We start from the raw sequence: 22180 nt of genomic DNA on the forward strand, positions 1-22180 counted from the left end.
GTGTCGAGCACAGTACGGCCGCCTGTTTCGAGCGCATCTTGAGGATGCTCCCGAGACAGGCGGCCGTCTGGTTTCAGGTCAGACGACACCCAGGCTTGCGGCTGTGGCGGCCGTCGAGAACCTGATTCTCTTTTCCAGCAATAAAGTGATTCTTCCCGGCTCGCGTTGATCGGGTCATGGCCGCTCCCTAACCTTGTCGTCATGCAAGGGCATCGTCAGGTGACAGGTTTTCAAAGGCCCCCGCCATGAAGAGAACCTGCCCCTGAGCGTGCTCCAGATGCCCTCTTATTCTCCTGTAGACGAGACTCGACGACATGCCCAAGACACTTCCCTGGTTGGCCGCCGTAACACTGGGCGTGAGCCTGACAAGCCACTTGGCATTGGCTGCTGACAATTCGGCACCCAAGGCGCAAGAGACTGCCGCGACTCATGCCTTCATTACCGTGCCCAATACGTTCAACTCCCCGGCCAGCAGTGCAGTGGATAGTGCGGGTAACCTCTATTTCACTTCGCCGAACTTCAACAATGATGGCCTGGTGAAGTCAGGCGTGCTCGCGCAGCCTGCCCCGCCCGCGATCGGCAAGGTGGCGGCGGACAATACCTTCACCTCCTGGTACACCTTCACGCCGCAGGACATGGCCCCCAGCACCGGCAAGCTTGCCCCGATGGGCATCGCGCTGGGGCCGGATGGCAATGCGTATGTGGCCGACATGCAGTACTGGTTCGACAAGAACCACCAGTCGCGCATCCTGCGAATCGTGATCGAGAACGGCAAGGCCGTACGCAGTGAAGTCGTCGCGACCGGACTGCTGTTCCCCAACGGACTGGCATGGAAAGGCGATGACCTCTTCATCAGCGAGACCATTCTCAGCGCCGAGGAAGGTGACACCCTGAGCGGTGTCTACAAGGTCAATCTCGCAGAACTGGATGCCGCCGCACCGCTGGCGTTAGCCCCCTTTACTCCCGGGGATTCCCACGACGCCCACCTGCTGGAAACCTTCCACTCCAACGGCAGCCTGAGCTTCGGAGCGAATGGTGTCGCGTTCGATGACAACGGCGATCTCTACACCTCTTTGATGGAAGACGGCAGTATCGTCAAGACACGACTGGATGCTGACAACAAGGTGATTTCCAGCGCCGTATGGGCGGATGGCATGGTCGCCACCGATGGCATGAAGTGGGACTCACGCAGCCAGCGCATCTATATCGCCGACCTGTTCGACAACGCCATCTACTCCATCGATCCCCAGGGCAACAAGACGCTGATGGCACGCAATGGTGCCACCGATGGCGCCAACGGCGAGCTCGATGCCCCGGCGGAAGTCGCGATTCGCGGCAACGAAGTGATCACGACCAACTTCGACGCCACCTTCGATGATCCGCGCATGGTCAACCGCACGGCGGGAGCTCCCTTCACGCTGTCGATCCTGCCGATTGAATGATGCAGGTAGCTGAATCGCCGTCGATAGATGAGAAGCCAAGCTCCAGCGGCTAGCGACATGCATCACCGCCGTGGCTGAAATGACAGATTGCACCAACGGCCCGCCTCTGCGGGTCGTTGGTGCATACGCCAATCAAGCGCAGAAAACATCAAGCACGAAGTGGTGAACAGAGAAAGCATCACACGGGATATGGGCAGTAAACGCCATGTGAAAATGCTGATCGAAGCAAAGACAGCTGGCGTCTTATTCCCGCTAGTGTGATGAACCAATACTGCTGAAAATCTTGAATACCTCTGTACCAAGCAGCCTCTTGTCGCGTAACAGCTTCACGCAGACAGGCGCCCGTCGCGGGCTTCATCATTCACCATCAGCGAATTTCAGCAGCGACTCTTCCTTGACCCTGTCATCTGCCTGCATCCTCTGAACATGTTTCCGGGATACGCAACGCAAGATGCCCGTGTCTTCACGTTGAAGACACGGGCATCGTATCGAATGCATACTCTCGATGAGGATCGAGAGTGCTCGATCAGGCCTGGCGCTGGAAGCCACCGAACGGGCGCAGCCACAGGGGTGACAGCTCCGCGTGACGATCACGCAGGTCCTGCGGCAGCTCGCCAAGGTGCATCATGCGGGTGGGTTCTGCGGCGGCCACCCAACGTTCGGCGAAACGGTCCCAGGTGTCGATGTGAGTGTGAGCCGCCTGCGCATTTGCGAAACGCTCGTAGACCATCACATCACCGTCGTCGGAGAGGTAATACTGATAGTTGAGGGTGCCTTCCTCCGTGGAGGTTTGCGCCACGATCTCTTCCATCAAGGTGCGGAATTCTTCTTTCTTGCCTTCGCGCAGCTTGCCTTCGACGATCCAACCGATATTCTCGAACATGGTGTTTCCTTGCGATTCAATACAGACAGTGGGCCTGTGAAAAAGGTTTCGGGTTGCAGGCTTTCAAGGTGCAATTCACTGAGTGACGTATGCCGTCGTAGCACCTGTATCACGGCTTGTGATATCCAGGTTTTCTTCGATATCACCTGGCAAGATACTGCGTGCCTCAAGCCGATGGATGTAGAGTAATGACTCGCGGCAATGAGAAAAACATGACCCGAAAACAAACACTTTATCTTTGAAATTGGGAATCGCCTGATGAATATCGATTACCTCCATCTGTTCATGCGCCTGGTCAGCACTCACAACATCAGTCAGGCCGGACAAGACCTTGGCCTGTCACCTGCCGTGGCAAGCTCTCACCTGCGTAAACTGGAGGCCGATCTCGGTGTGCGACTTTTCCACCGCACCACTCGTCAGGTCACACTCAGTGAGGAAGGACGGACGTTTCTGCCGCATGCCGAAGAGATTCTTGCCAGCATCGAATCAGCCCGTGCCGCCATGGGAAGCGGTCGACAGACCCCCCGCGGGACATTGCGTGTGACGGTATCGGCCTCTTTCGGGCGCATGCACCTGCTGCCGGGTCTGCCGGGCCTGATGGAGCGCTACCCCGAGATGGATCTCGACCTGCGCCTGAGCGACACCATCGTCGATGTGGTCGAGGGCGGCTTTGATATCGCGATCCGCAATTCAGAGCTCAAGGACTCCAGCATGATCGCGCGGCGTCTGGCGCCGGACCGACGCCTGGTCTGTGCCTCTCCGGCCTACCTGGAGACACATGGCGTGCCACAGACGCCGAGCGATCTCAGCCATCACCGCTGCCTGAATCTGCTGGGACTGGATCAATGGGGCTTCATCACACCAGCGGGCATCGAGACAGTACGCGTCAACACACGTTTGCGAGTCGACAACGGCGAGGCAGTCCGCGATGCCTGTGTTGCCGGGCTGGGTATCACCACCATCTCGACGTGGAGCGCCTACCAACATCTCTCGCGCGGCGAGCTGGTCGAGATACTCGCCGACACGCCGCTGCAGAGTTCGACCGATCTGTGGGCGATCTATCCCAGCACCCGCCAGCTGGCGCCCAAGGTGCGTGCCTTCCTCGACTACTACCTCGAATATTTCGGCACGCCGCCCTATTGGGATGCAGCGCTCGCGCGCGAGGAGTGAGCGCTATGAAAGCCTGGCCCTTTCCGCCCTCGTATTGCCACGTCTTGCTAAGTCTTGTTCCTTGCACACCTCCCAGCCTGAAAGCGTTCGGCACGCCAGTAAGATAACGGTATAAATAAGGAAGCGTGATCTCAGAGCCCCGACGTACCTGCGTCCTCAATCTCGAAGAGGCATCCTTTCGCAGCCTGACCGCGCATCAACCATGGTCTGTGGCGGCGGATGACAGCACTGACATCGGGTCTCGCAGACCCAGCATAAATCTGGTTAATACCAAGAATAAAAAATCGAAACTACCGAAATACACGAACAGAACACACTCTTGGATCAAGGCGCACACAGAGGCGCCTGTCACAACGATAACAACTCCAAGAGGTGTCCCGATGAAGCGTACCCTGCTGACCGCTGCAATTGCCGCTACCGTTATCCTGCCGCTGAGCGCCGCTCAGGCTCAGGATATCAAGCTCGGCCACGTGCTGGCGCCCACCCATAGCTGGAACATCGCTGCGGAAGGTTTTGCCAAGGATGTCGCCGAGGCCACTGATGGCCGCGTCAATTTCCAGGTCTTCCCCAGCGGACAGCTCGGCAACGAGAAGACGGTCGTGGAAGGCATGCAGATCGGCAGCGTGCCGGCTGGCGTGATCGGCTGTGGCTCCTTCCAGCCGCTGGATGCCCGCTTCGGCATCGTCGAACTGCCCTACTCCTGGCCGGACCGCGAACACGCCTACGCCGCCTACGATGGCAAGCTGGGCGATGCGCTCGAGGATGTCGCCGACGAGCACAACATGAAGATCCTGTCGTGGTGGGAAAACGGCTTCCGTCACGTCACCAACAACCGTGGCCCCATCACCACCCCGGAAGACCTCGCGGGCCTGAAGATTCGCGTCACGCCGGACAAGATGCGTCTGGACACCTTCACCGCACTGGGTTCAAGCCCAGCGCCGCTGTCCTTCGGTGAGCTCTACTCCGCGCTGCAGCAGGGCGTGTTCGATGCCCAGGAAAACCCGCTGGCCATCATCTATTCCTCTTCCTTCAGCGAAGTGCAGGACTATGTCTCCCTCACCGGTCACGTCTGGGCACCGGCGTGTCTGACCATCTCCAACTTCACCTGGAATCAGCTCTCCGAGCAGGATCAGGCCGCGGTGCAGAAGAGCGCCGACGAATGGCGTGACAAGCAGCGCGCGATGACCCAGAAGGATGACGCCGAGCTGGTCGCCAAGCTGGAAGAGGCAGGCATGCAGGTCAACGAGGTCGACACCGCGCCCTTCAATGCCAAGGTGCAGGGTGTCTGGGCCGAGTACACCGACGTCTTCGGGCCTGAGCTGATGGGCCTGGTCGAGCAATACCGCAAGGGCGAGTAACGATGTCTTCCGCCTCTCCCTCCGTCAAGCCGCTGGCCGTGTTGTGTGCCGTGCGTACCTTGATGATCACCCTCTCACGTTGGAGCTGCCGGGGCTGTCTGGCCCTGGCTGCCAGCGGAGTCGCCGCGCTGTCGGCACTGGTGATCTGGACCGTCTTCATGCGCTGGGTCATGGGTCAGCCGCCGCACTGGGCCGAAGAGTTGCCGCAGCTGGTGCTGGTATGGACCACCCTGCTGGCCGCGGTGTCCTGCACCCGCAACCGCACTCACCTGAGTGCGGGCCTGCTGCCGCTGCTGGTGCGCTCGGTGCGTATCCAGCGCATCACCGGACGCATCACTGACGCCATGATCCTGATCATGCTGCTGTTGCTGGCCAAGGCAGGCATGGACCTGAGTGCCATCACGATGCGTCAGACCACCACCGCCCTGCAGATTCCGGCCGGTATCGTCTATCTGTCCGTGCCGCTGTGCTGCACCGCGATGGCACTGGTACAGCTGGAGCACCTGCTGACGCCGACCGCAACCTCCCGTGACCCCCTGGCCGATGACGCCACGTCATCCCCACGCCAAGGAGATGCCTCATGACTCTCGGCGCCCTGGCTCTGCTCGGCGTATTCGCGCTCGGCATCCTCATCGACATTCCCATCGCCTTCGCGCTGTTGATGTCGGCCCTCTTCTACCTGCTGGCCTTCGGTGCTGCGCCCATGATGGTCTCGGCGCAGCAATTCGTGGCCGGGATGGAAAGCTTCACCCTGCTGGCGATCCCGCTGTTCGTGCTCGCGGCCCAGTTGATGAACCGCGCCGGTCTGACCGAACGCCTGGTACGCCTGTGCATGGCGATGGTCGGTGACATCCGCGGCGGCCTGGCGGTGGTCGCGGTGCTCGCCTGCATGATGTTCGGCGCGCTGTCCGGCTCCGGCGTGGCGGACGTGATCGCCATCGGCAGCATGCTGCTGCCCACCATGGCCCGCAACGGCTATGACAAGGGCTTCAGCAGTGCGCTGGTCGGTACCGCCAGCTCCATCGGCACCGTGATTCCGCCCAGCATCGTGATGATCGTCTACGGCACCACCTCCAATACCTCGGTGGGCCAGCTGTTCATGGGTGGCATCATCCCCGGCCTGATGCTGACCGTCGCGCTGGTCGGCGTCGCCCTCTACATGTCACGCAAGCATGGCTGGTCGGGCGGTGTCGCGGCCCGTGTGCCCGGCGAGCGTCGCCGCGCCCTGCTCAGCGCCATGCCGGCCCTGATGGTGCCGGTGATGATCATCGGCGGCATCCGCTTCGGGGTCTTCACGCCCACCGAAGCCGCCGCCTCCGCGATTCTCTACGCCATCATCATCGGCACCTGTGTCTATCGCAGTCTGACCTGGCGCGGCTTCCTGGACAGCGTCCGCGCAACCGCCGAGACCACCGGCGCCATCCTGCTGATCATCGGTGCGGCCGGCATGTTCGCCTGGGGCCTGACCTACGAGCAGGTGCCGCAGGCCATCGCCCAGCTGATCGGCGAATTCACCGACAGCCGCATCAGCGTCCTGCTGCTGCTGACCGCCGTGCTGCTGGTGCTGGGGTCCTTCATGGAAAGCGTGGCGATCATCATCATCGTGACGCCCATCGTGATGCCGCTGCTGGCGCAATACGGCATCAGCCCGGTGCACTTCGGGGTACTGCTGACCGTCAATCTGGCCATCGGCGCCAATACGCCGCCGCTGGGGATCGATCTGATGGCCGCCTGTCGCATCGCCGGCATCAACGTCAGCGATTCGCTGCGACCGCTGGGCCTGATGCTGGGCGCGATGCTGACCGTGCTGATGCTGATCACCTTCATTCCGGAACTCGTGCTGTTCCTGCCCAACCTGATGGAGGGCTGAGTGATGACCACCGCCATGGACCACAAGCTTCCCCAGCGCTGGCTGTTCGTGCCGGGTGACGATGCCGCCCGTCTGCAGGCCGCCCTCACCAGTGGCGCCGATGCCATCGTGGTCGATCTCGAAGAGTTCACCCCGGCCGCCGGACGCAAGCTTGCCATCAGTCGCTTCGCCGACTTCGCCAGACGCGCCCGTGCCCTGAAGGTGTGGCCGTCCGTGCGCCTCAACCTGCTGGAGCACGGCGGTCGCGAAGAGCTGGCAGAGCTGATCAGCACCACCCTGGGCGATCCCACTGGCACGCCCGCCGCCATCTTCCTGCCCGCCGTCGAGCAACGCGCCCAGCTGGCCGCGCTGGATGACGCCCTCGCCGAGCAGGAAGCCCTGCATGGCCTGCCACGGGGCAGTCTGAAGAGCGTCGCGACGCTGGAAAGCCAGGCCGGACTGCTGGCCGCCGAGGAACTGCTCGCCGCGGGCGATGACACGCCACGCCTGCTGGGAGCGCTGATCGGTACCGGGGACCTGGCCACGGATCTGGGCCTGATGCCCGACCAGCCCGCCGCCACCATCACCGAGACGCTCAAGCCGTGGCGTCAGCGGCTGGCGCGGGCCTGCAAGACCCATCGCCGACTGGCCATCGATGGCCCGTGGCGCTGGAAGCACGGGCTGGGCACCGACCAGCACTGGGCCAATCAGCAGGGGCTGCAGGCACGTTGCGTCATCTACCCCGAACAGCTCGAGGCGCTGTATGACCTCATGCCCGCTCGCGGCGCTGACCTGATGCCCGTCGACAGCACCGCGCCTCAGACCTGAGCCGCTGCCCTGCTGAGCGCCGCACCGAATTCATTACCGCGTCAAGAGTACCGACGTCTCAACACCGATTTCTCAACATCCGATTTCTCAACATCCGATTTCTCAACATCCGAATTCTCAACACTGATTTCTCAACAACAACGAGAGCACTCCCATGACTCAGGCCGCGAACACTTCCTCCGCTTCCACTCTGCCGCTGCGCAATGGCGGACAGATCCTCGTCGACCAGATCCGTCTGCACGGCACCAAGCGTGTCTTCCTGGTGCCGGGCGAAAGCTATCTGCCGTGCATCGATGCGCTCAATGAGCACAAAGGCGCCATCGAGCCCATTGTCTGCCGCCAGGAAAGTGGCGCAGGCTACATGGCCGAAGCCTACGGCAAGCTGACCAACGAGCCCGGCGTGTGCTTCGTCACCCGTGGCCCGGGCGCCACCAACGCCTCCATCGCCGTGCACACCGCCTATCAGGATTCCACGCCGATGATCCTGTTCATCGGTCAGGTCGGGGGCGACTTCATCGAGCGCGAAGCCTTCCAGGAAATCGATTACCGCCGCATGTTCGGCGAGATGACCAAGTGGGTCGCGCAGATCGACGACACCTCGCGCATTCCGGAATACATCGCGCGTGCCTATCAGGTGGCGCGCAGTGGCCGTCCGGGGCCGGTGGTGCTGGCACTGCCCGAAGACACCCTGTGGGGCGAAGCCCAGGTCGCGGACGTCAAGCCGCACCCGCGTCTGGCCACCTACCCGGGTCAGCCGCAGCTCGATGAGCTCAAGAGCCTGCTCGCGACTGCCGAGCGCCCCTTCCTGCTGGTCGGCGGCAGTGGCTGGACCCGCGATGCCCAGGTCGCGCTGGAAGGCTTCGCCGAGCGTTTCGATATCCCCACCGGTGTCGCCTGGCGCCGTCTGGAGTGCGTCGATGCCGAACTGCCGCAATTCGCCGGTCACGTCGGCATGGGCATGCATGACGCGCTGCGTCAGCAGCTGGTCGAGAGTGATCTGGTGATCGCCGTCGGTACCCGTATCGGCGAAGCCACCAGCGAAGGCTACAGCTGGATCCAGTCGCCGGTGCCGACCCAGAAGCTGGTGCACATCTACGCAGACCCGGAAGAGCTGGGCCGCGTCTATCAGCCGACGCTGGCCATCAATACCGACGTCAACGGCTTCGCACTGGCGCTCTCCACCCTGTCCCCGGATAGCGCGCCGCGCTGGTCCGGCATTACCCGCGAGGCGCGCGCCGCCTATCTGGCCACGCTGGAAGAGCAGCCGTCGCCGGGCCCGCTGAGCCTGGACAAGGTCAGCCTGACCGTCGACCGCATTCTGGATGGCAAGGGCTGCATCAGCGTCGGCGCCGGCAACTACGCGCTCTACGCACACCGCTACGTGCGCTTCCGTGGCCTGGGTAGCTCGCTGGCCCCGACCGTCGGTTCCATGGGGTACGGCCTGCCCGCCGCCATCTCCAGCAAGCTGGAATTCCCGGAACGCCCCGCCGTCTGCTACGCCGGTGATGGCTGCTTCCAGATGAACCTGCAGGAACTGGGCGTGGCACTGCAGTACCGCCTCGGCGTCGTGGTGCTGGTGTTCAACAACGGCATGTGGGGCACCATCCGCGCCCACCAGGAAAACGACTTCCCGGGCCGCGAGATCGCGCTGACCTTCACCAACCCGGACTTCGCCGCGCTGGTCACCGCCTACGGCGGCCTGGGTCAGGTGGTGGAGAAGGACGAGGACTTCGAGGGAAGCTTCAAGCGCGCCCTGGAATTCGCCGACCGCGAGCGTCTGCCGGCCCTGATCGAGCTGCGCTATGACCCGGACGGCATCGCCCCGGGCAAGCTGCTGAGCGGCATCCGTGAAGATGCCCTCACGCGCAACGCGGCCGAGTAAGTCACAGGGAGGCGCTCCTTCCCGCCTTCGGACGACCTTCCCGTCGCCCGAAGGCGGGAAGGTCGCCAGTCAGAACAGTTGAACCGTCAGAACAGTTGAACCATGCCGCCAGAGCGCGACGACAGGAGTCATACAACAACATGTCCACTACCACTACCCCTTCAGCTCCCTCTGCCAACGCCGCACAGACCCAGCTGATTCTGGATAGCCTCGCCCTGCGCGTCGATGGCAAGCGCCTGTGGGACGCGCTGATGACATTGGCCGAGATCGGCGCGACGCCCAAGGGCGGCAACTGCCGTCTGGCCCTGACCGAAGAAGACCGCGCCGGCCGCGAGCTGGTCACCGGCTGGCTCGAGGCCGCGGGCCTGACACTGCGCGTCGACGAGATCGGCAACATCTTCGCCCGTCGCCCGGGCCGCAATGACAGCCTGCCGCCGGTCGCCACCGGCAGCCACATCGACACCCAGCCCACCGGCGGCAAGTTCGACGGTTGCTACGGCGTGCTGGCCGGCCTGGAAGTCATGCGCGTGCTGGATGAGCGCGGCATCGAGACCGAAGCCCCGCTGGAAGTGGTGATCTGGACCAACGAGGAAGGCAGCCGCTTCGTGCCGGTGATGATGGGGTCCGGCGTGCATGCTGGCTTGATCCCGCTCGAGAAGGCCCTGGCCGCCACCGACCGTGACGGCGACAGCGTTGCCGCGTCACTGGCGCGCACCGGCTATGCCGGCGACGTGCCGGTGGGCAGCCATGATTTCGGCGCCTATTTCGAGGCGCATATCGAGCAGGGCCCGGTGCTGGAGCAGGAAGAGATCACCATCGGCGCCGTCACCGGCTCGCTGGGTCTGCACTGGTTCGACGTGGTGGTCAGCGGTCAGGAAGCCCACGCCGGCCCGACGCCGATGCCCTACCGCCGCGATGCGCTCAAGACCGCCTGCGCGCTGGTCAGTGACATCCTGACGCTGGCCGATGCCTACCAGCCCAACGGTCGCGTCACCTGCGGCGAATTCAATGTGCATCCCAACTCGCGCAACGTGATTCCGGGCCAGGTGCGCTTCAGCGTCGACCTGCGTCACCTGGAACCGGCGGTGCTCGCCGAGATGCACGACCAGCTCAAGGCGCTGTGCCTCAAGCATCACGCCGCCAACCAGAGCGGCAGGCAACGCGTGGACATCGAGCTGATCGAGGTCCAGCACATTCCGCCGACGCCCTTCGCGCCGGAACTGATCGAGATGGTGCGCAGCGCAAGTCAAGAGCTGGAACTCAGCTACCGCGACATGGAAACCGGCGCCGGTCACGACGCCGTGCAGATCGCCGGCATCAATCCGGTGGCGATGATCTTCGTGCCCTGCGAAGACGGCATCAGCCACAACGAGAGCGAGAACGCCGAACCGTCCGATCTCGAGGATGGCGCCAACGTCCTGCTGCTGGCGATGCTCAAGCGTGCCGGCATCGTCAGCACCAACACTGACGACGCCAATGCGACCCACAACACCGCGGAGAACGCCCAATGAGCACTGCCACATCCGCCCCGCTGACGCATGCCGACTGGCAGCAACGCGCCGCCGCGCTGACCTTCGAGACGCGTGCCTTCATTGATGGCGCCTATACCGAAAGCACCGGCTGCGACACCTTCCCGGCCTACAATCCGGCCACCGGCGAAGTACTGGCGCATATCACCGCCTGCACCGAGCAGGACATCGACCGCGCCGTGATGGCCGCGCGTCGCGCCTTCGAATCCGGTGTCTGGTCGCGTCAGTCCCCCCAGGCCCGCAAGGCCGTGCTGCAGCGCTTTGCCCAGTTGATCAGCGACAATGCCGAAGAACTGGCGCTGCTGCAGACGCTGGAAATGGGCAAGCCGATCGGCGACAGCCTGGGCTTTGATCTGGCGGAAACCGCGCGCTCGGTAGCCTGGTACGCCGAGGCCATCGACAAGCATTACGACGAGATCGCGCCCACCGGCGAGAACGTGCACGCCACCATCACCCGTGAAGCGCTGGGCGTGGTCGCGGCGGTGGTGCCGTGGAACTTCCCGCTGATGATCGCTTCCTGGAAGTTCGCGCCGGCGCTGGCGCTGGGCAACAGCGTGGTGCTCAAGCCGGCCGAAGCCTCAAGCCTGAGTGCGCTGCGTCTGGCGGCACTGGCCGATGAAGCCGGCATTCCGGCGGGCGTGTTCAACGTCACGCCGGGCTTGGGCGCGGTGGCGGGTCAGGCGCTCGGCCTGCACATGGAAGTCGATGCGCTGGCCTTCACCGGCTCCACCGCGACCGGCAAGCGCTTCATGCGCTATGCCAGCGACTCCAACCTCAAGCGTGTGTGGCTGGAGTGTGGCGGCAAGTCGCCGCATATCGTGTTCGCCGATTGCCCGGACCTGGACCAGGCCGCACGTGCCGCCGCCGATGCCATCTTCATCAATCAGGGCGAAGTCTGCATCGCCGGTTCGCGCCTGTATGTCGATGAGGCCATCTTCGATGACTTCATGCCGCGCCTGATCGCCTGCGCCCGCGCCATGCCGGCCGGTGACCCGCTCGACCCGGCCACGCGCATGGGCGCACTGGTCAGCGCGGACCACCACGAGAAGGTGCTCGGCTTCGTCGAGACGGCGCTCTCGGAAGGCATGACGCTGCACCAGGGCGGCCAGGCGATCGCGCCCAGCGATGCCACCGCCGGCGGCTGGTATCTGGAGCCGACCATCGTGGAAGGCGGCCAGAACAGCACCGTGATGCGCGAGGAAATCTTCGGCCCGGTACTCGGCGTGACCCGCTTCCGCGGCGAGGAAGAGGCCATCGAACTGGCCAATGATTCCATCTACGGTCTGGGTGCTGGTCTGTGGACCCGCGACCTGGCGCGTGCCCATCGTGTCTCGCGGCGCCTCAAGGCGGGTCTGGTGTGGGTCAACTGCTACGCCGATGGCGACATCAGCGTGCCCTTCGGTGGCGTCAAGCAGTCCGGTTTCGGGCGTGACAAGTCGCTGCACGCGCTGGACAAGTACTCCGACCTGAAGACCACCTGGATCAATCTCGCCTACTGAGGCCAGTGACGACCCACCCACGGCACCGCTGTCATCCGATGTTGCAGGATGGCAGCGGTGTCGATGGTGGTAGTCGAGAAATGACGTTGGGAAGCGCTTGAGAAGAGTCTCGAGAAGGCGCTTGAGAAAAGGGGATGGAAACTGAGGTTCGGTCTAGTGAGTCTCGGCCGCGCCCTCGCCCTCACCGGAATCAGGCCGTTCAGCATCAAGATCAGCATGCACGGCGGCAAGCGGGTCGCGACTGGCCGGCACGCCGTCGGCTGCGGCAGAGGCCGCGGCGGGCTGCATTTCCAGCCCGCGATGCAGACGCTCTTCCAGCGGCACCTTGGCCAGCGCGTTGTGCATGAAGTTGACGAAGGTGGATTCGGCGGCACTGAAACGCGCCTCGCGGTGCCACATCAGGTGCAGGTCGATATCGGCCACGCCACCGTAGGGCGGCAGGGGCCACAACTCTCCTTCCGCGACTTCACGGCGCACGATGTGTTCGGGCATGCAGCCGATGCCCCAACCGGCCAGCACCATGCGGCGGATTTCCTGCAGGCTGCTGGACTGACCGATCACCGGACCCTGCACGCCTTCGCGAGCACGGAACATCGCCAGCGGTGACAGCACGCCATCGAGCTGCTCACTGCCAAAGGAGACATAGCGTTCATTGCGCAGCGCATCCATCGGCAGGTTCTGCTGACCGAACAACGGATGCATGCGACCACAGAAGTAGCGGTAATTCTGGCGCGCCAGCACCTGGGACATCAGCTGTTCAGGCGTCTGCTGGGCCAGACAGATACCCAAGGCCCCCTGGCGCTGCAGCAGGCCCTGCTGCACCTCGTGACTGGACATTTCCTGGATCGAGAAGGTGACCTGGGGGAAACAGCGGTGAAAGCGTGCGAACACGCTATCAAGGAAACGGCATTCAATGCCGGTGATGAACAGGAGCGAGACATGTCCGGAAATCTCCGTATGACTATTGCCCACCTCAGAGGCGAGACGCGCCACATTGGCGTAGATCTCCACCGCCTCGCGATAGACCACCTGCCCCGCCCCGGTCACGCGAAAACTGTGACTGTCCCGTTCGATAAGACGCTGCCCCAGGCGCTCTTCCAGGCGCTTGAGTGACAGACTCACCGCTGGCTGTGACAGGTAGAGACGCGCCGCGGCCCGACTGACGCTTTCCTCCTGGACGATGACGATGAATGTTCTCAGCAGGTTCCAGTCCAGCGTGTCATGTATGGGTCGCATGGCGATTGTTCCTGTCCCGAAAGTGGCGCGACCGGCAAGAGCGCAATGAAATGCACTCTCGGTGGTACGCCAGATGGTAATAAAGTCAGCACCGCGTCACCAACGTCTGCCCTCGAGTGATATATTCCCCCTCGCTCAAGACACTAATGACGATCAATACAATATCAATAAAGCGGAAAACACGACGATGTTCGATACCCGAGAAACCTTCATTCTCTCGATCATGATCATAGCATGTGGCGTATTTCTGATGGGGCTTTCGCTCTATTTCTTCCGTCGCATCAAGACCTATGATGATTACAATGTCGCAGGCCGTTCCACCTCGACCTTCCCGCTGATCTGTACGCTGATCGGTACCGCCGTCGGCGGTTCTACCCTGCTGGGCTTCGTCTCCAAAGGCTACACCTTCGGCATGGGCCAGCTGTGGCTGCCGGTGGGCATGACCTTCGCAGGCATTGCGCTGTACTTCTTCATCGGCAAGATCCACGCCGAGGGCGAGCGCCTCAACATGGTGACCCTGGCCGACTTCCTGGTCAGTCGCTTTGGCGAAGGCGTCAGGGTGCCGACCCTGCTCAGCATCCTGTGTGCCTACGCGGCCATCACCGGCATGCAGTTCGTGGCCGTGGCCACGGTGCTCAAGCTGGTGTTCGGCCTGGCACTGCCGGTGGGCATCCTGCTGACTTGGGCACTGCTGACCGCCAAGACATGGCTGGGCGGCCTGATGGCGGTCATCTGGTCAGACGCCATCCTCGGCACCCTGCAGACCCTGGGCATCTTCTTCCTGCTGGTCACCGTCTACTACGCCAGCGGCAGCTGGGAATTCATCAGCGCGGCACCGATGCCCGAAGGCAACCCTGACTTCCTGAGCCTGACCGGCATATCCGGGCATGAACTGGCGGTCTACATGCTGACCATCGGCGCCTATCAGTTCGTGCGCCAGGACCTGTGGCAGCGCTTCTGGGCCGCGCGCAGCCTCAAGGCGGCACGCACCGGCTACGCCGTCGCCATCGTCTTCACGCTGCTGGTCGGCGGTGCCGTGGTCATGATCGGCGCCTTCGCCAAGCTGGGACTGGATATCGCGGTCGCCAATCCGGACCTGTCCTTCTACGCCATCATCAAGGCCACTCTGCCGTTGCCGCTGATGGTCAGCATGGTCGTCGTGCTGCTGGCGACCATCATCTCGTGCGCCGATTCGTTCTTCATCGCCGGTGCGTCCTCCATCGCCAACGACATCATCAAGCCGCGCATGAAGGGCCGCGATGATGCCTTCATGCTGCGCATGAGCCGTCACTCGGTGGTCGCCATGTCCTTGATTTCGCTGGGTCTGGCGCTCTACGCACCGCGTCTGCTCGATATCTGGATTCTCGGCAGCGCGATGCTGGTCTGCGGTGTGCTGGTGCCGACGGTGGTCGCGCTGTGCCGTCGCACGCCAGACCCGCGTGGCGGGGTGATCATGATGTGGGGCGGGCTGGCCACCGCCGTGCTGTGGCAGGTGCTGGGCCATCCCTTCGGCCTGCACCCGGTGATGATCGGCCTGCCGGTCTCGCTGGCACTGATGCCGCTGGCGCTGCGCAAGCCGAGCCTGAGCCTCTCGACCGAGTCCGCCACGCGCTGAGGCGACTTCTCGGCCCGCTGGCCTATCGCAATGGCCCAGCGCGCTGACTGGCCGAGCTGACTGACTGAGAGAAAAGTTGCGCTCAGTGCGTCTCAGGCAGTGATGCACTACCCGAAAGCCCCCGTTGCCGATGACCTCTTGAGAACATCGGCAACGGGGGCTTTCCCGTGTTCAGGATCCATCGCTCTGCGGGTTTCCTGCTCGCCACTCTGATAGCCATTCTGATAGCCACTCTGATGGCTATTCTGCTGATCGAGCAGATGGCTTCAGGCAGGTTTTTCGTGAACGACTGCCCGCTATCCTTGCGATGAATTGCCTGGCTGTTCTGCCATCAATCGGCCAATTTCTCATCGCAATCCCCGCATGTTGTCACCGCACAATACACACATATTTTCTTACATAAATTTGGCAAATACTGCGTATTGAAATTTGAAAGCCCAAAAGGCTGATGATTCGTTGACCGCGAAGGGAGGGCCTCATAGATTGAAGGCGTACCATCACAACAAGAAGCAGGGACAGGTACCGCATGCATCTCCCGGACGCAGCATCATGGTCACGAGAGGTCCCGCATGCACTGCCCCGCTCACAATAACGATAACGTGGATACTGCTATGAAAACCCTCAAGCCCGCTCTGTTGCTCCCGCTGCTCGCTCTCCTCCCGGCCACCCAGTCCATGGCCACCGAATTGCGCATGCTGTCCAGTTACGACCAGACCACTGCCTACTCCCGCGAGATTGCCCAGCGCTTCATCAAGGAAGTCGAAGCCAACAAGGCCGCCGACCTCACCATCAAGCTGACCGGCCCGGATGTGGTGCCGCCCTTCGAGCAGCTGCAGCCTGTCGCGGCCGGTGTCTTCCAGCTGCTGTATACCCACGCCGCTTATCACACCAACACCACCGGCGTCGGCGCCGCGATGGATGGCGTGGCGGTGAATCCGGAACAGACGCGTGAATCCGGCCTGTGGGACATGGTCGATGAGCACTACAACGGCCTGGGCCTCAAGCTGATCGCGATTCCGCCGCTGGGCAGCCACGGCTTCCAGTACGTGCTGAAGGAGCCGATCACCGGTACGCCGGGTCTGGATGGCCGTCGTCTGCGCGGCAGCCCCACCTATACCAACGTCACCAAGGGCCTGGGCGGTACGCCGGTGCTGATGTCCAGTGGCGATGTCTATTCCGCGATGGACCGTGGCGTGATCGACGGCGCGGCCTGGGGCCTGAATGGCGTCAAGGACATGGGCTGGCAGGAAGTCGCCGGTTACTACTCCAAGCCGACCTTCGGTCAGACCTACAACTTCGTGCTGATGAACCTGAACGCCTTCAACACCCTGTCGCCGGAACAGCAGCAAGTGCTGCTCGACGAAGGGCGTGAGCTGGAAACCGAAATCGTCCCGATCCTGGATGAGCTGGCAGTCGAAGAGTGGAAGGCGCTGGACGAAGCCGGCATGCAGGCCACCGAATTCGCACCGGAAGACGCCGAGCGTCTGGATGCCCTCGTCACCGACGGTATCTGGCAGCTGGGCATCGACAAGACCCCGGACACGGTGACCGCCATGCGTGAACTGGCGATCGAGAAGAACCTGACCACCGTCAGCGAGTAAGGAATCCACCATGCTAACCCTGCTTGCACGTGTGCATGACGGCGTGACGCGAGCAGGCTTCCTTCTGGGCGGTGTCACCTTGTGTGGCATCGTCCTGTGCTTCTGGCTGGAAGTCATCGCGCGCTACTTCTTCAACTCTCCCACCCTGTGGTCCGGCGCGATGGTGGCTTACCTGCTATGCCTCTCGATTTCGCTGGCAACGCCGGAACTGGCACGCACCCATGGCCATATCGCCATCACCGTGCTGCCGGAGCGCCTCGGCCCTGCCGCGCGCGCCTTCTATGATCGTCTCCTCGCCCTGGTGACCGGCGCCGTCTGCGCCGTGGCCGGTTGGATCTGCGTGCAGGAAAGCCTGCGTCAGTTCAACTACCACACCACCACCGCCATGGGCCTCGACATTCCCAAGTACTGGGTCTCCAGCTTCATCGCCTACGCGATGATCAGCGCCGCCCTGTACTTCCTGCGCCACGCCTTCACCCGCGCGACGCCCCCGGCTACCGCCGCCAGAAAAGGACCCTGAGTCATGGAATGGTATACCTCTCTGGGCCTGGCCATCGCCTTGCTGATGGGCCTGTTCGCCCTAGGCATTCCCGTCTTCGCCGCCTTCCTGACCATCAACGTGCTCGGCACGCTGTGGTTGATGGGCACCGCCGGTTTCGGCATGTTCGCCAACAGTGTCTACGACAGCATGACCTCGGAGACGCTGACCACCATCGCGCTGTTCGTGCTGATGGGGGAGCTGCTGTTCCGCTCCGGCTCCATCGATGTGATCTTCGACTCGCTGGATGCCCTGATGGGCCGCATGAAGGGTCGCCTCTACTTCTTCGTCGTCGCCCTCTCGACGCTGTTCGGTGCCCTGTCCGGCTCGGCACTGGCCGTGACCGCCATGCTCAGCCGCTCGGCGCTGCCGACCATGCAGGAGCGCGGCTATGACGACAGGCTCTCCATCGGCCTGATTCTGGGCGGGGCGAGTCTCGCGCCGATCATCCCGCCGAGTCTGTTGGTGATCATCATCGGCTCGATGGTGGATGTCTCCATCGCACGCCTTCTGATCGCGGGTATCCTGCCCGGCATCCTGCTGGCCGCACTGTTCATCCTCTATGTGAAGGTACGCATTACGCTGGACCCGCGCCGCGCGCCGCCCGTCGATGAAAGCGGTGGCGGCACGGCCCAGGAAAAGCGCCGCGCCGTGATCAACATGCTGCCGTTCACCATCATCATCTTCGCCGTGCTCGGCCTGATTCTGCTCGGCATCGCCACGCCGTCCGAATCTGCCGCTACCGGCGTGCTGGGCTCGCTGGTGGTCGCGGCCTACTACCGCAAGTTCTCGTTCAAGATGGCCGGCGAGGCGGTGATGTCCTCGCTCAAGGTCAGCACCATGATCATCCTGATCCTGGCGTGTTCGAAGCTGTTCTCGCAGCTGTTGAGCTTCACCGGCGCCACCAGCGGTCTGGTGAGCAGCGTGACCGGGCTGGACCTCGACCCGGTGTGGATGCTGCTGATCCTGATGCTGATTCCGCTGATCGCCTGCATGTTCATCGACCAGATCGCCTTCATGATGGTGGTGATTCCCATCTACGCGCCGCTGGTCAAGCTGTATGGCTTTGATCCGGTGTGGTTCTGGACACTGTTCTTGATCAACATCTCGGTGGGCAGTCTGACCCCGCCCTTCGGCTACAACCTGTTCGCGGTGAAAGGCGCCGCCCCGGCGACGCCGATGCAGACCATCTACGCCGCGGCCTGGCCGATCGTCATCTGCTTCCTGTTCGCGATGCTGATGCTCTACTGGGCCCCGTGGCTGACGACCTTCCTGCCCAGCCTGATCTGACCGACCACGACGAGAGACTTCCATGTACCAACTCAATGACATGCCAGCGCAGGTCGCGCCTGAACGGCTGGAACAGCTCCGCCAGTGCGAGACGGCCACCATCGGCCACTTCCACACCCGCGGCTTCGTCGAACCGGCGATTGCCAGCATGCTGCCCGAGGTGCGCATCGCCGGTACCGCCGTCACCGTCTCGCTGCCGCCGGAAGACGGCACCCTGCTCAACCACCTGATGCGCCTGGTGCGTCCGGGCGATGTGCTGATCGTGCATCGTCAGGGCGATCGCCACCGCGCCTGCTGGGGCGGCGTGATGACGGAAGTCGCCTCGCGCCTCGGCGTGGCAGGCGTGGTGATCGATGGCATGGCCACCGATGCGCTGACCATTCGCGACAAGCAGTTCCCGGTCTGGAGTCGCGGTGTCGCCTCGCTGACCACCCGCTTCGCCGGTATCGGCGGCGCGCTCAATGTGCCGGTCAGCATCGGCGGTGTCATCGTCAATCCGGGCGATGCCATCCTCGCCGATGAAAGCGGCATCATCGTCATGGCGCCCGAGGAAGTCTCGGCCATCGCCAGCCACGCCATCGAGGTGCAAGAAGCCGAAGAAGTGCTGCTGGCGAAGATCGCCGACGGCGCCTGCCTGCCGGACCTCACCGGCTCCAGCAAGCTGATCGAGGAAGTGAATGCACGCGGCTGATCCACCCTTCTGATTCGCCCGCGAGACGCTGATTCTTTGGAAAGACGCTGAAACCCAAAAAGGCCACCAGATTGCTCTGGTGGCCTTTTTAGTTAAGGCAGCATTGGGCTACAGGAAAACATCCAACACTTGACCTCTAGGCGTGAGCTATCTCACTTCCCAAATTCTGCTTTTAGCACTATCTTATAACCACTCAAATCTTTTTCAAGCTCAGCGATTCTTTCCTTGAGCTTCTTAATTAACTCTTTGGCTTTTTTGAGCTCTAGCTCAGTGCTTTGCTCAAGATTTAAATGCAAATTTTCCATTCCGGCTTTTTTTAAGTGTTTTTCAACAGTTGACACACCATAGCCCGTAGCTTGGGCTATCGACAGAAGACTGTCCCCTCGCTCTTTCCTTTTTACCATATCAACTCTTTCATCACTCGTAACGTATTTTCTAACCAAACCTACACCCCTTCAACAGAAATAGTCATGTGGATTACTTACTGAAGCGGCATCATCTAAACAGCTCAAACGAAGCAAATCAAGGAATTTTAACCATAAATATTTATTATGTACATTTGCGCATTTTAGTATGCTCGCCTAACCGCAAAAACACATAACGAAAAGTTTACAACAGGATGTAAATGAATAAAAAACTGTTGCCATCATTGTTTCGTTCATTATTTATTTAAATAATGAAGTACGTACGTACGTATCTTCTGAAGGCCCCATGAAATGGGACTTCTACCTCATCCTGCGCACAAGAATGCTAGAAACAGAGCGCAGAAACCAAAAAAGGCCACCAGATTGCTCTGGTGGCCTTTTGGGTTCTGACACGGTCAGTCTGACACGGTCGGTCGGACACGGTCAGTCCGACGCGGGCTGAGGGCTGCCCATCACTGATGGGTGATCATCGCCTCACAGCTGACCGGAAAATTCAGCGAATTGGCGATGAAGCACAGCGCATGCGCTCGGTGGTGCAGCTCATGGGCGAGCGCGATATCGTCACCGGCGGCCAGCGTGATCTCGGGGCGCAGCACGATGGAGGTGAAGCGCCCCGCCTCGCCCTGGCTCTCAGCCTGAGTCTTGTCATCGGCGGCGGGCGCGCCTTCCTGCATCGTGCCCTCGGCGCGGTCGTGATAGCTCATGACACGAATGCCGGCCTCAGCACACAGGTGCAGATACCACAGCTTGTGGCAGGCCGAGACCGAGGCCACCAGCATGTCTTCCGGATTCCAGCGGCCAGCGTCGCCCCGAAAGGCGGGGTCGGCGGAGCCTTCAAGACTCGGCTTGCCACTGACACGGGCCACGAAATCACGCTCATAGGCGGTGTAATGGCGGGTGCCATCGCCGCGATTGCCGGTCCACTCAAGTTCAACCGAATACTGGTGTCGTCTGGACATCGTTGTCTGCTGCTCTCTCACAAGGGAAACCGCGTGCGCCGCATGACGCGCAGTCTGATACTTCTGCCTGATTAGGCATCTGAACAGCGTCAGCACGCAAGAAGTCACCGTAGGCCGATGATAGGATTGAATCGATCGCACTCTGACAGGATGTCACGCATGGCGTTTGCCGTAACACGCTCCTTTGGGGCAATTCCCGGGCTGGCTGCCGCCGCCCTGACGCTCGGACTGGGCCTGAGCCTGGGCTTATGTATTACCCCCGGTGCCTCGGCACGCGCCGAAGCCGCACAGTTTCGCCCCACGCCCAAGGTCATCAATACGCTGAGCAGTACCTACGGCTTCGTCATCGCCCAGGACATCACCCTGTCACGCATCGCCGATGAGTATCCTGGCCTCGCGCCGGATGCGGAACTGGCCTCCGCCTACTTCAAGAATGCCTTCCCGAATATCACCCATCGTCTGGCGGAAAACCTCGCCACCCTGATGGGCAAGGACCACGCACGTGAAGTGCTGGAGGGCATCCGCCGTCAGATAAAGAAGGAGCTGGATTCGCAGCTTACCACCGACAAGCTGACCAGCGACTTCGCGGCCCGCTTCATCGAGGCCATTCATCTGCGCGCCCAGGGGGAATACCTGCCCTCGCCGTTCAAGGAATTTTTGCTGGCGACCAAGTATCAGATCGAGCCGGTATACGAGCTGTACGACGGCTATTTTCAGGAATTCCACACCAAGGGCCACGCCAAGTCGCTGGGCATCAACCTGGCACTGCACCTGCCCGCCTCGTGGTCTGCCGCCGAGGGCCGCCTGCCGCATATCGTGCAGAAATGGCAGAGCCAGGCGGGTACCGGCACCGACATGATCATCCTCGAGATCTATGATCTGCATGGCGACACCGTCAGTGACGCGCAGCTCAAGGTAATGGCCGCCACGGACCAACTGGCGCAATGGGCGCCCATCAACAGTCGGATGCTCGACTCAGGCCTGACCCGAGTGGATCACCGTCAGGTCTACTGGTTCGATATCGCCATGACACAGCGACACCAGGGCATGCCCATCACCTCGCAGACCCGCGAATACGGCCTCTTCCTCGACGACAAGCTGATCCGCTTGCACTGCACCAGCTACCACCCCACCGCCGACGGCACCACCTACGCCAAAGCCAAGACAGACCTCACCGTCGATGACGGATTCAGCGAGATCAAGCCACTATGTGAAGGGGTGATGGGGAGTCTGGTGGTGATGGAAAACAGCTAGCGTTTATAGACTTATCCTATATCGTAAAAATTCAGCCCTACGACCTTAATTAAAAACAATGATATTTATCTATCAATAATTAATAGAAGTTCAATTTATTTCTCTAATAACTTATAATTAGGTTAATCATG

19 protein-coding genes are annotated in these 22180 nt (G+C 61.8%); 15 read left to right on the forward strand and 4 right to left on the reverse strand.

Annotation, left to right across the window (positions count from 1 at the left end; genetic code table 11):
* Positions 1–314: 314 nt before the first annotated feature.
* Complete coding sequence (locus HA399_RS09290) at positions 315–1442, forward strand: hypothetical protein (protein WP_404324753.1); 1128 nt, start codon at positions 315–317, stop codon at positions 1440–1442.
* Positions 1443–1968: 526 nt separating this feature from the next.
* On the opposite strand, the gene HA399_RS09295 is transcribed toward HA399_RS09290, so the two are convergent.
* On the reverse strand, positions 1969–2325 hold the full coding sequence (locus HA399_RS09295) for a putative quinol monooxygenase (protein WP_404324754.1): 357 nt from the start codon (positions 2323–2325) through the stop codon (positions 1969–1971).
* A gap of 258 nt (positions 2326–2583) precedes the next feature.
* Here HA399_RS09295 and HA399_RS09300 point away from each other — a divergent pair, with 258 nt between their 5' ends.
* From HA399_RS09300 to HA399_RS09335, 8 genes are all read left to right on the forward strand, one after another.
* Complete coding sequence (locus HA399_RS09300; protein ID WP_404324755.1) at positions 2584–3495, forward strand: LysR family transcriptional regulator; 912 nt, start codon at positions 2584–2586, stop codon at positions 3493–3495.
* Positions 3496–3875: 380 nt separating this feature from the next.
* Entirely contained in the window at positions 3876–4853 is a 978-nt protein-coding gene (locus HA399_RS09305; protein ID WP_347420987.1) for a DctP family TRAP transporter solute-binding subunit, read from the forward strand.
* 2 nt (positions 4854–4855) lie between these two features.
* Positions 4856–5437, forward strand: a complete 582-nt coding sequence (locus tag HA399_RS09310; RefSeq protein ID WP_404324756.1) for a TRAP transporter small permease — start codon at positions 4856–4858, stop codon at positions 5435–5437.
* Positions 5434–6723, forward strand: coding sequence for a TRAP transporter large permease (locus tag HA399_RS09315; protein ID WP_054556959.1), 1290 nt, complete (start codon positions 5434–5436; stop codon positions 6721–6723). Before HA399_RS09310 ends, HA399_RS09315 begins: the two co-directional genes overlap by 4 nt.
* 3 nt (positions 6724–6726) lie before the next feature.
* Positions 6727–7530 carry an aldolase/citrate lyase family protein gene (locus HA399_RS09320; RefSeq protein WP_404324757.1) on the forward strand — a complete coding sequence of 268 codons (804 nt, stop codon included), beginning with the start codon at positions 6727–6729 and terminating at the stop codon, positions 7528–7530.
* 154 nt (positions 7531–7684) lie between these two features.
* Entirely contained in the window at positions 7685–9412 is a 1728-nt protein-coding gene (locus HA399_RS09325; RefSeq protein ID WP_404324758.1) for a thiamine pyrophosphate-binding protein, read from the forward strand.
* A 140-nt stretch (positions 9413–9552) separates the two neighbouring features.
* On the forward strand, positions 9553–10923 hold the full coding sequence (locus HA399_RS09330) for a Zn-dependent hydrolase (protein WP_404324759.1): 1371 nt from the start codon (positions 9553–9555) through the stop codon (positions 10921–10923).
* Positions 10920–12440 (forward strand): aldehyde dehydrogenase, encoded by a 1521-nt coding sequence (locus HA399_RS09335; protein WP_404324760.1) that lies wholly within the window; start codon positions 10920–10922, stop codon positions 12438–12440. The genes HA399_RS09330 and HA399_RS09335 overlap by 4 nt, the downstream gene beginning before the upstream one ends.
* A gap of 153 nt (positions 12441–12593) precedes the next feature.
* Here the strand turns inward: HA399_RS09335 and HA399_RS09340 are convergent, their stop codons facing one another.
* Positions 12594–13676, reverse strand: coding sequence for a LysR family transcriptional regulator (locus HA399_RS09340; RefSeq protein WP_404324761.1), 1083 nt, complete (start codon positions 13674–13676; stop codon positions 12594–12596).
* 187 nt (positions 13677–13863) lie between these two features.
* Here HA399_RS09340 and HA399_RS09345 point away from each other — a divergent pair, with 187 nt between their 5' ends.
* The 5 genes from HA399_RS09345 (at position 13864) to HA399_RS09365 (ending at position 19411) form a co-directional block, all read left to right on the forward strand.
* Complete coding sequence (locus tag HA399_RS09345; RefSeq protein ID WP_404324762.1) at positions 13864–15291, forward strand: sodium:solute symporter; 1428 nt, start codon at positions 13864–13866, stop codon at positions 15289–15291.
* Positions 15292–15902: 611 nt separating this feature from the next.
* Entirely contained in the window at positions 15903–16892 is a 990-nt protein-coding gene (dctP, locus tag HA399_RS09350; protein ID WP_192838901.1) for a TRAP transporter substrate-binding protein DctP, read from the forward strand.
* 10 nt (positions 16893–16902) lie between these two features.
* Positions 16903–17412, forward strand: coding sequence for a TRAP transporter small permease (locus tag HA399_RS09355; protein WP_052384734.1), 510 nt, complete (start codon positions 16903–16905; stop codon positions 17410–17412).
* A gap of 3 nt (positions 17413–17415) precedes the next feature.
* Entirely contained in the window at positions 17416–18720 is a 1305-nt protein-coding gene (locus HA399_RS09360) for a TRAP transporter large permease subunit (RefSeq protein ID WP_054556964.1), read from the forward strand.
* Positions 18721–18742: 22 nt separating this feature from the next.
* Positions 18743–19411, forward strand: a complete 669-nt coding sequence (locus tag HA399_RS09365) for an RraA family protein (protein ID WP_404324763.1) — start codon at positions 18743–18745, stop codon at positions 19409–19411.
* A gap of 152 nt (positions 19412–19563) precedes the next feature.
* On the opposite strand, the gene HA399_RS09370 is transcribed toward HA399_RS09365, so the two are convergent.
* Both HA399_RS09370 and HA399_RS09375 read right to left on the reverse strand, forming a co-directional pair.
* Positions 19564–19815 carry a hypothetical protein gene (locus tag HA399_RS09370; RefSeq protein ID WP_404324764.1) on the reverse strand — a complete coding sequence of 84 codons (252 nt, stop codon included), beginning with the start codon at positions 19813–19815 and terminating at the stop codon, positions 19564–19566.
* Between the two features lie 473 nt (positions 19816–20288).
* A complete protein-coding gene (locus HA399_RS09375; RefSeq protein ID WP_404324765.1) occupies positions 20289–20795 on the reverse strand; it encodes an OsmC family protein in 507 nt (168 codons plus the stop codon).
* Positions 20796–20954: 159 nt separating this feature from the next.
* Here HA399_RS09375 and HA399_RS09380 point away from each other — a divergent pair, with 159 nt between their 5' ends.
* Positions 20955–22049 (forward strand): hypothetical protein, encoded by a 1095-nt coding sequence (locus tag HA399_RS09380; protein ID WP_404324766.1) that lies wholly within the window; start codon positions 20955–20957, stop codon positions 22047–22049.
* Positions 22050–22180: the final 131 nt, after the last annotated feature.

This window comes from Cobetia sp. UIB-001 (assembly GCF_044789135.1).
Lineage (GTDB): Bacteria > Pseudomonadota > Gammaproteobacteria > Pseudomonadales > Halomonadaceae > Cobetia > Cobetia amphilecti.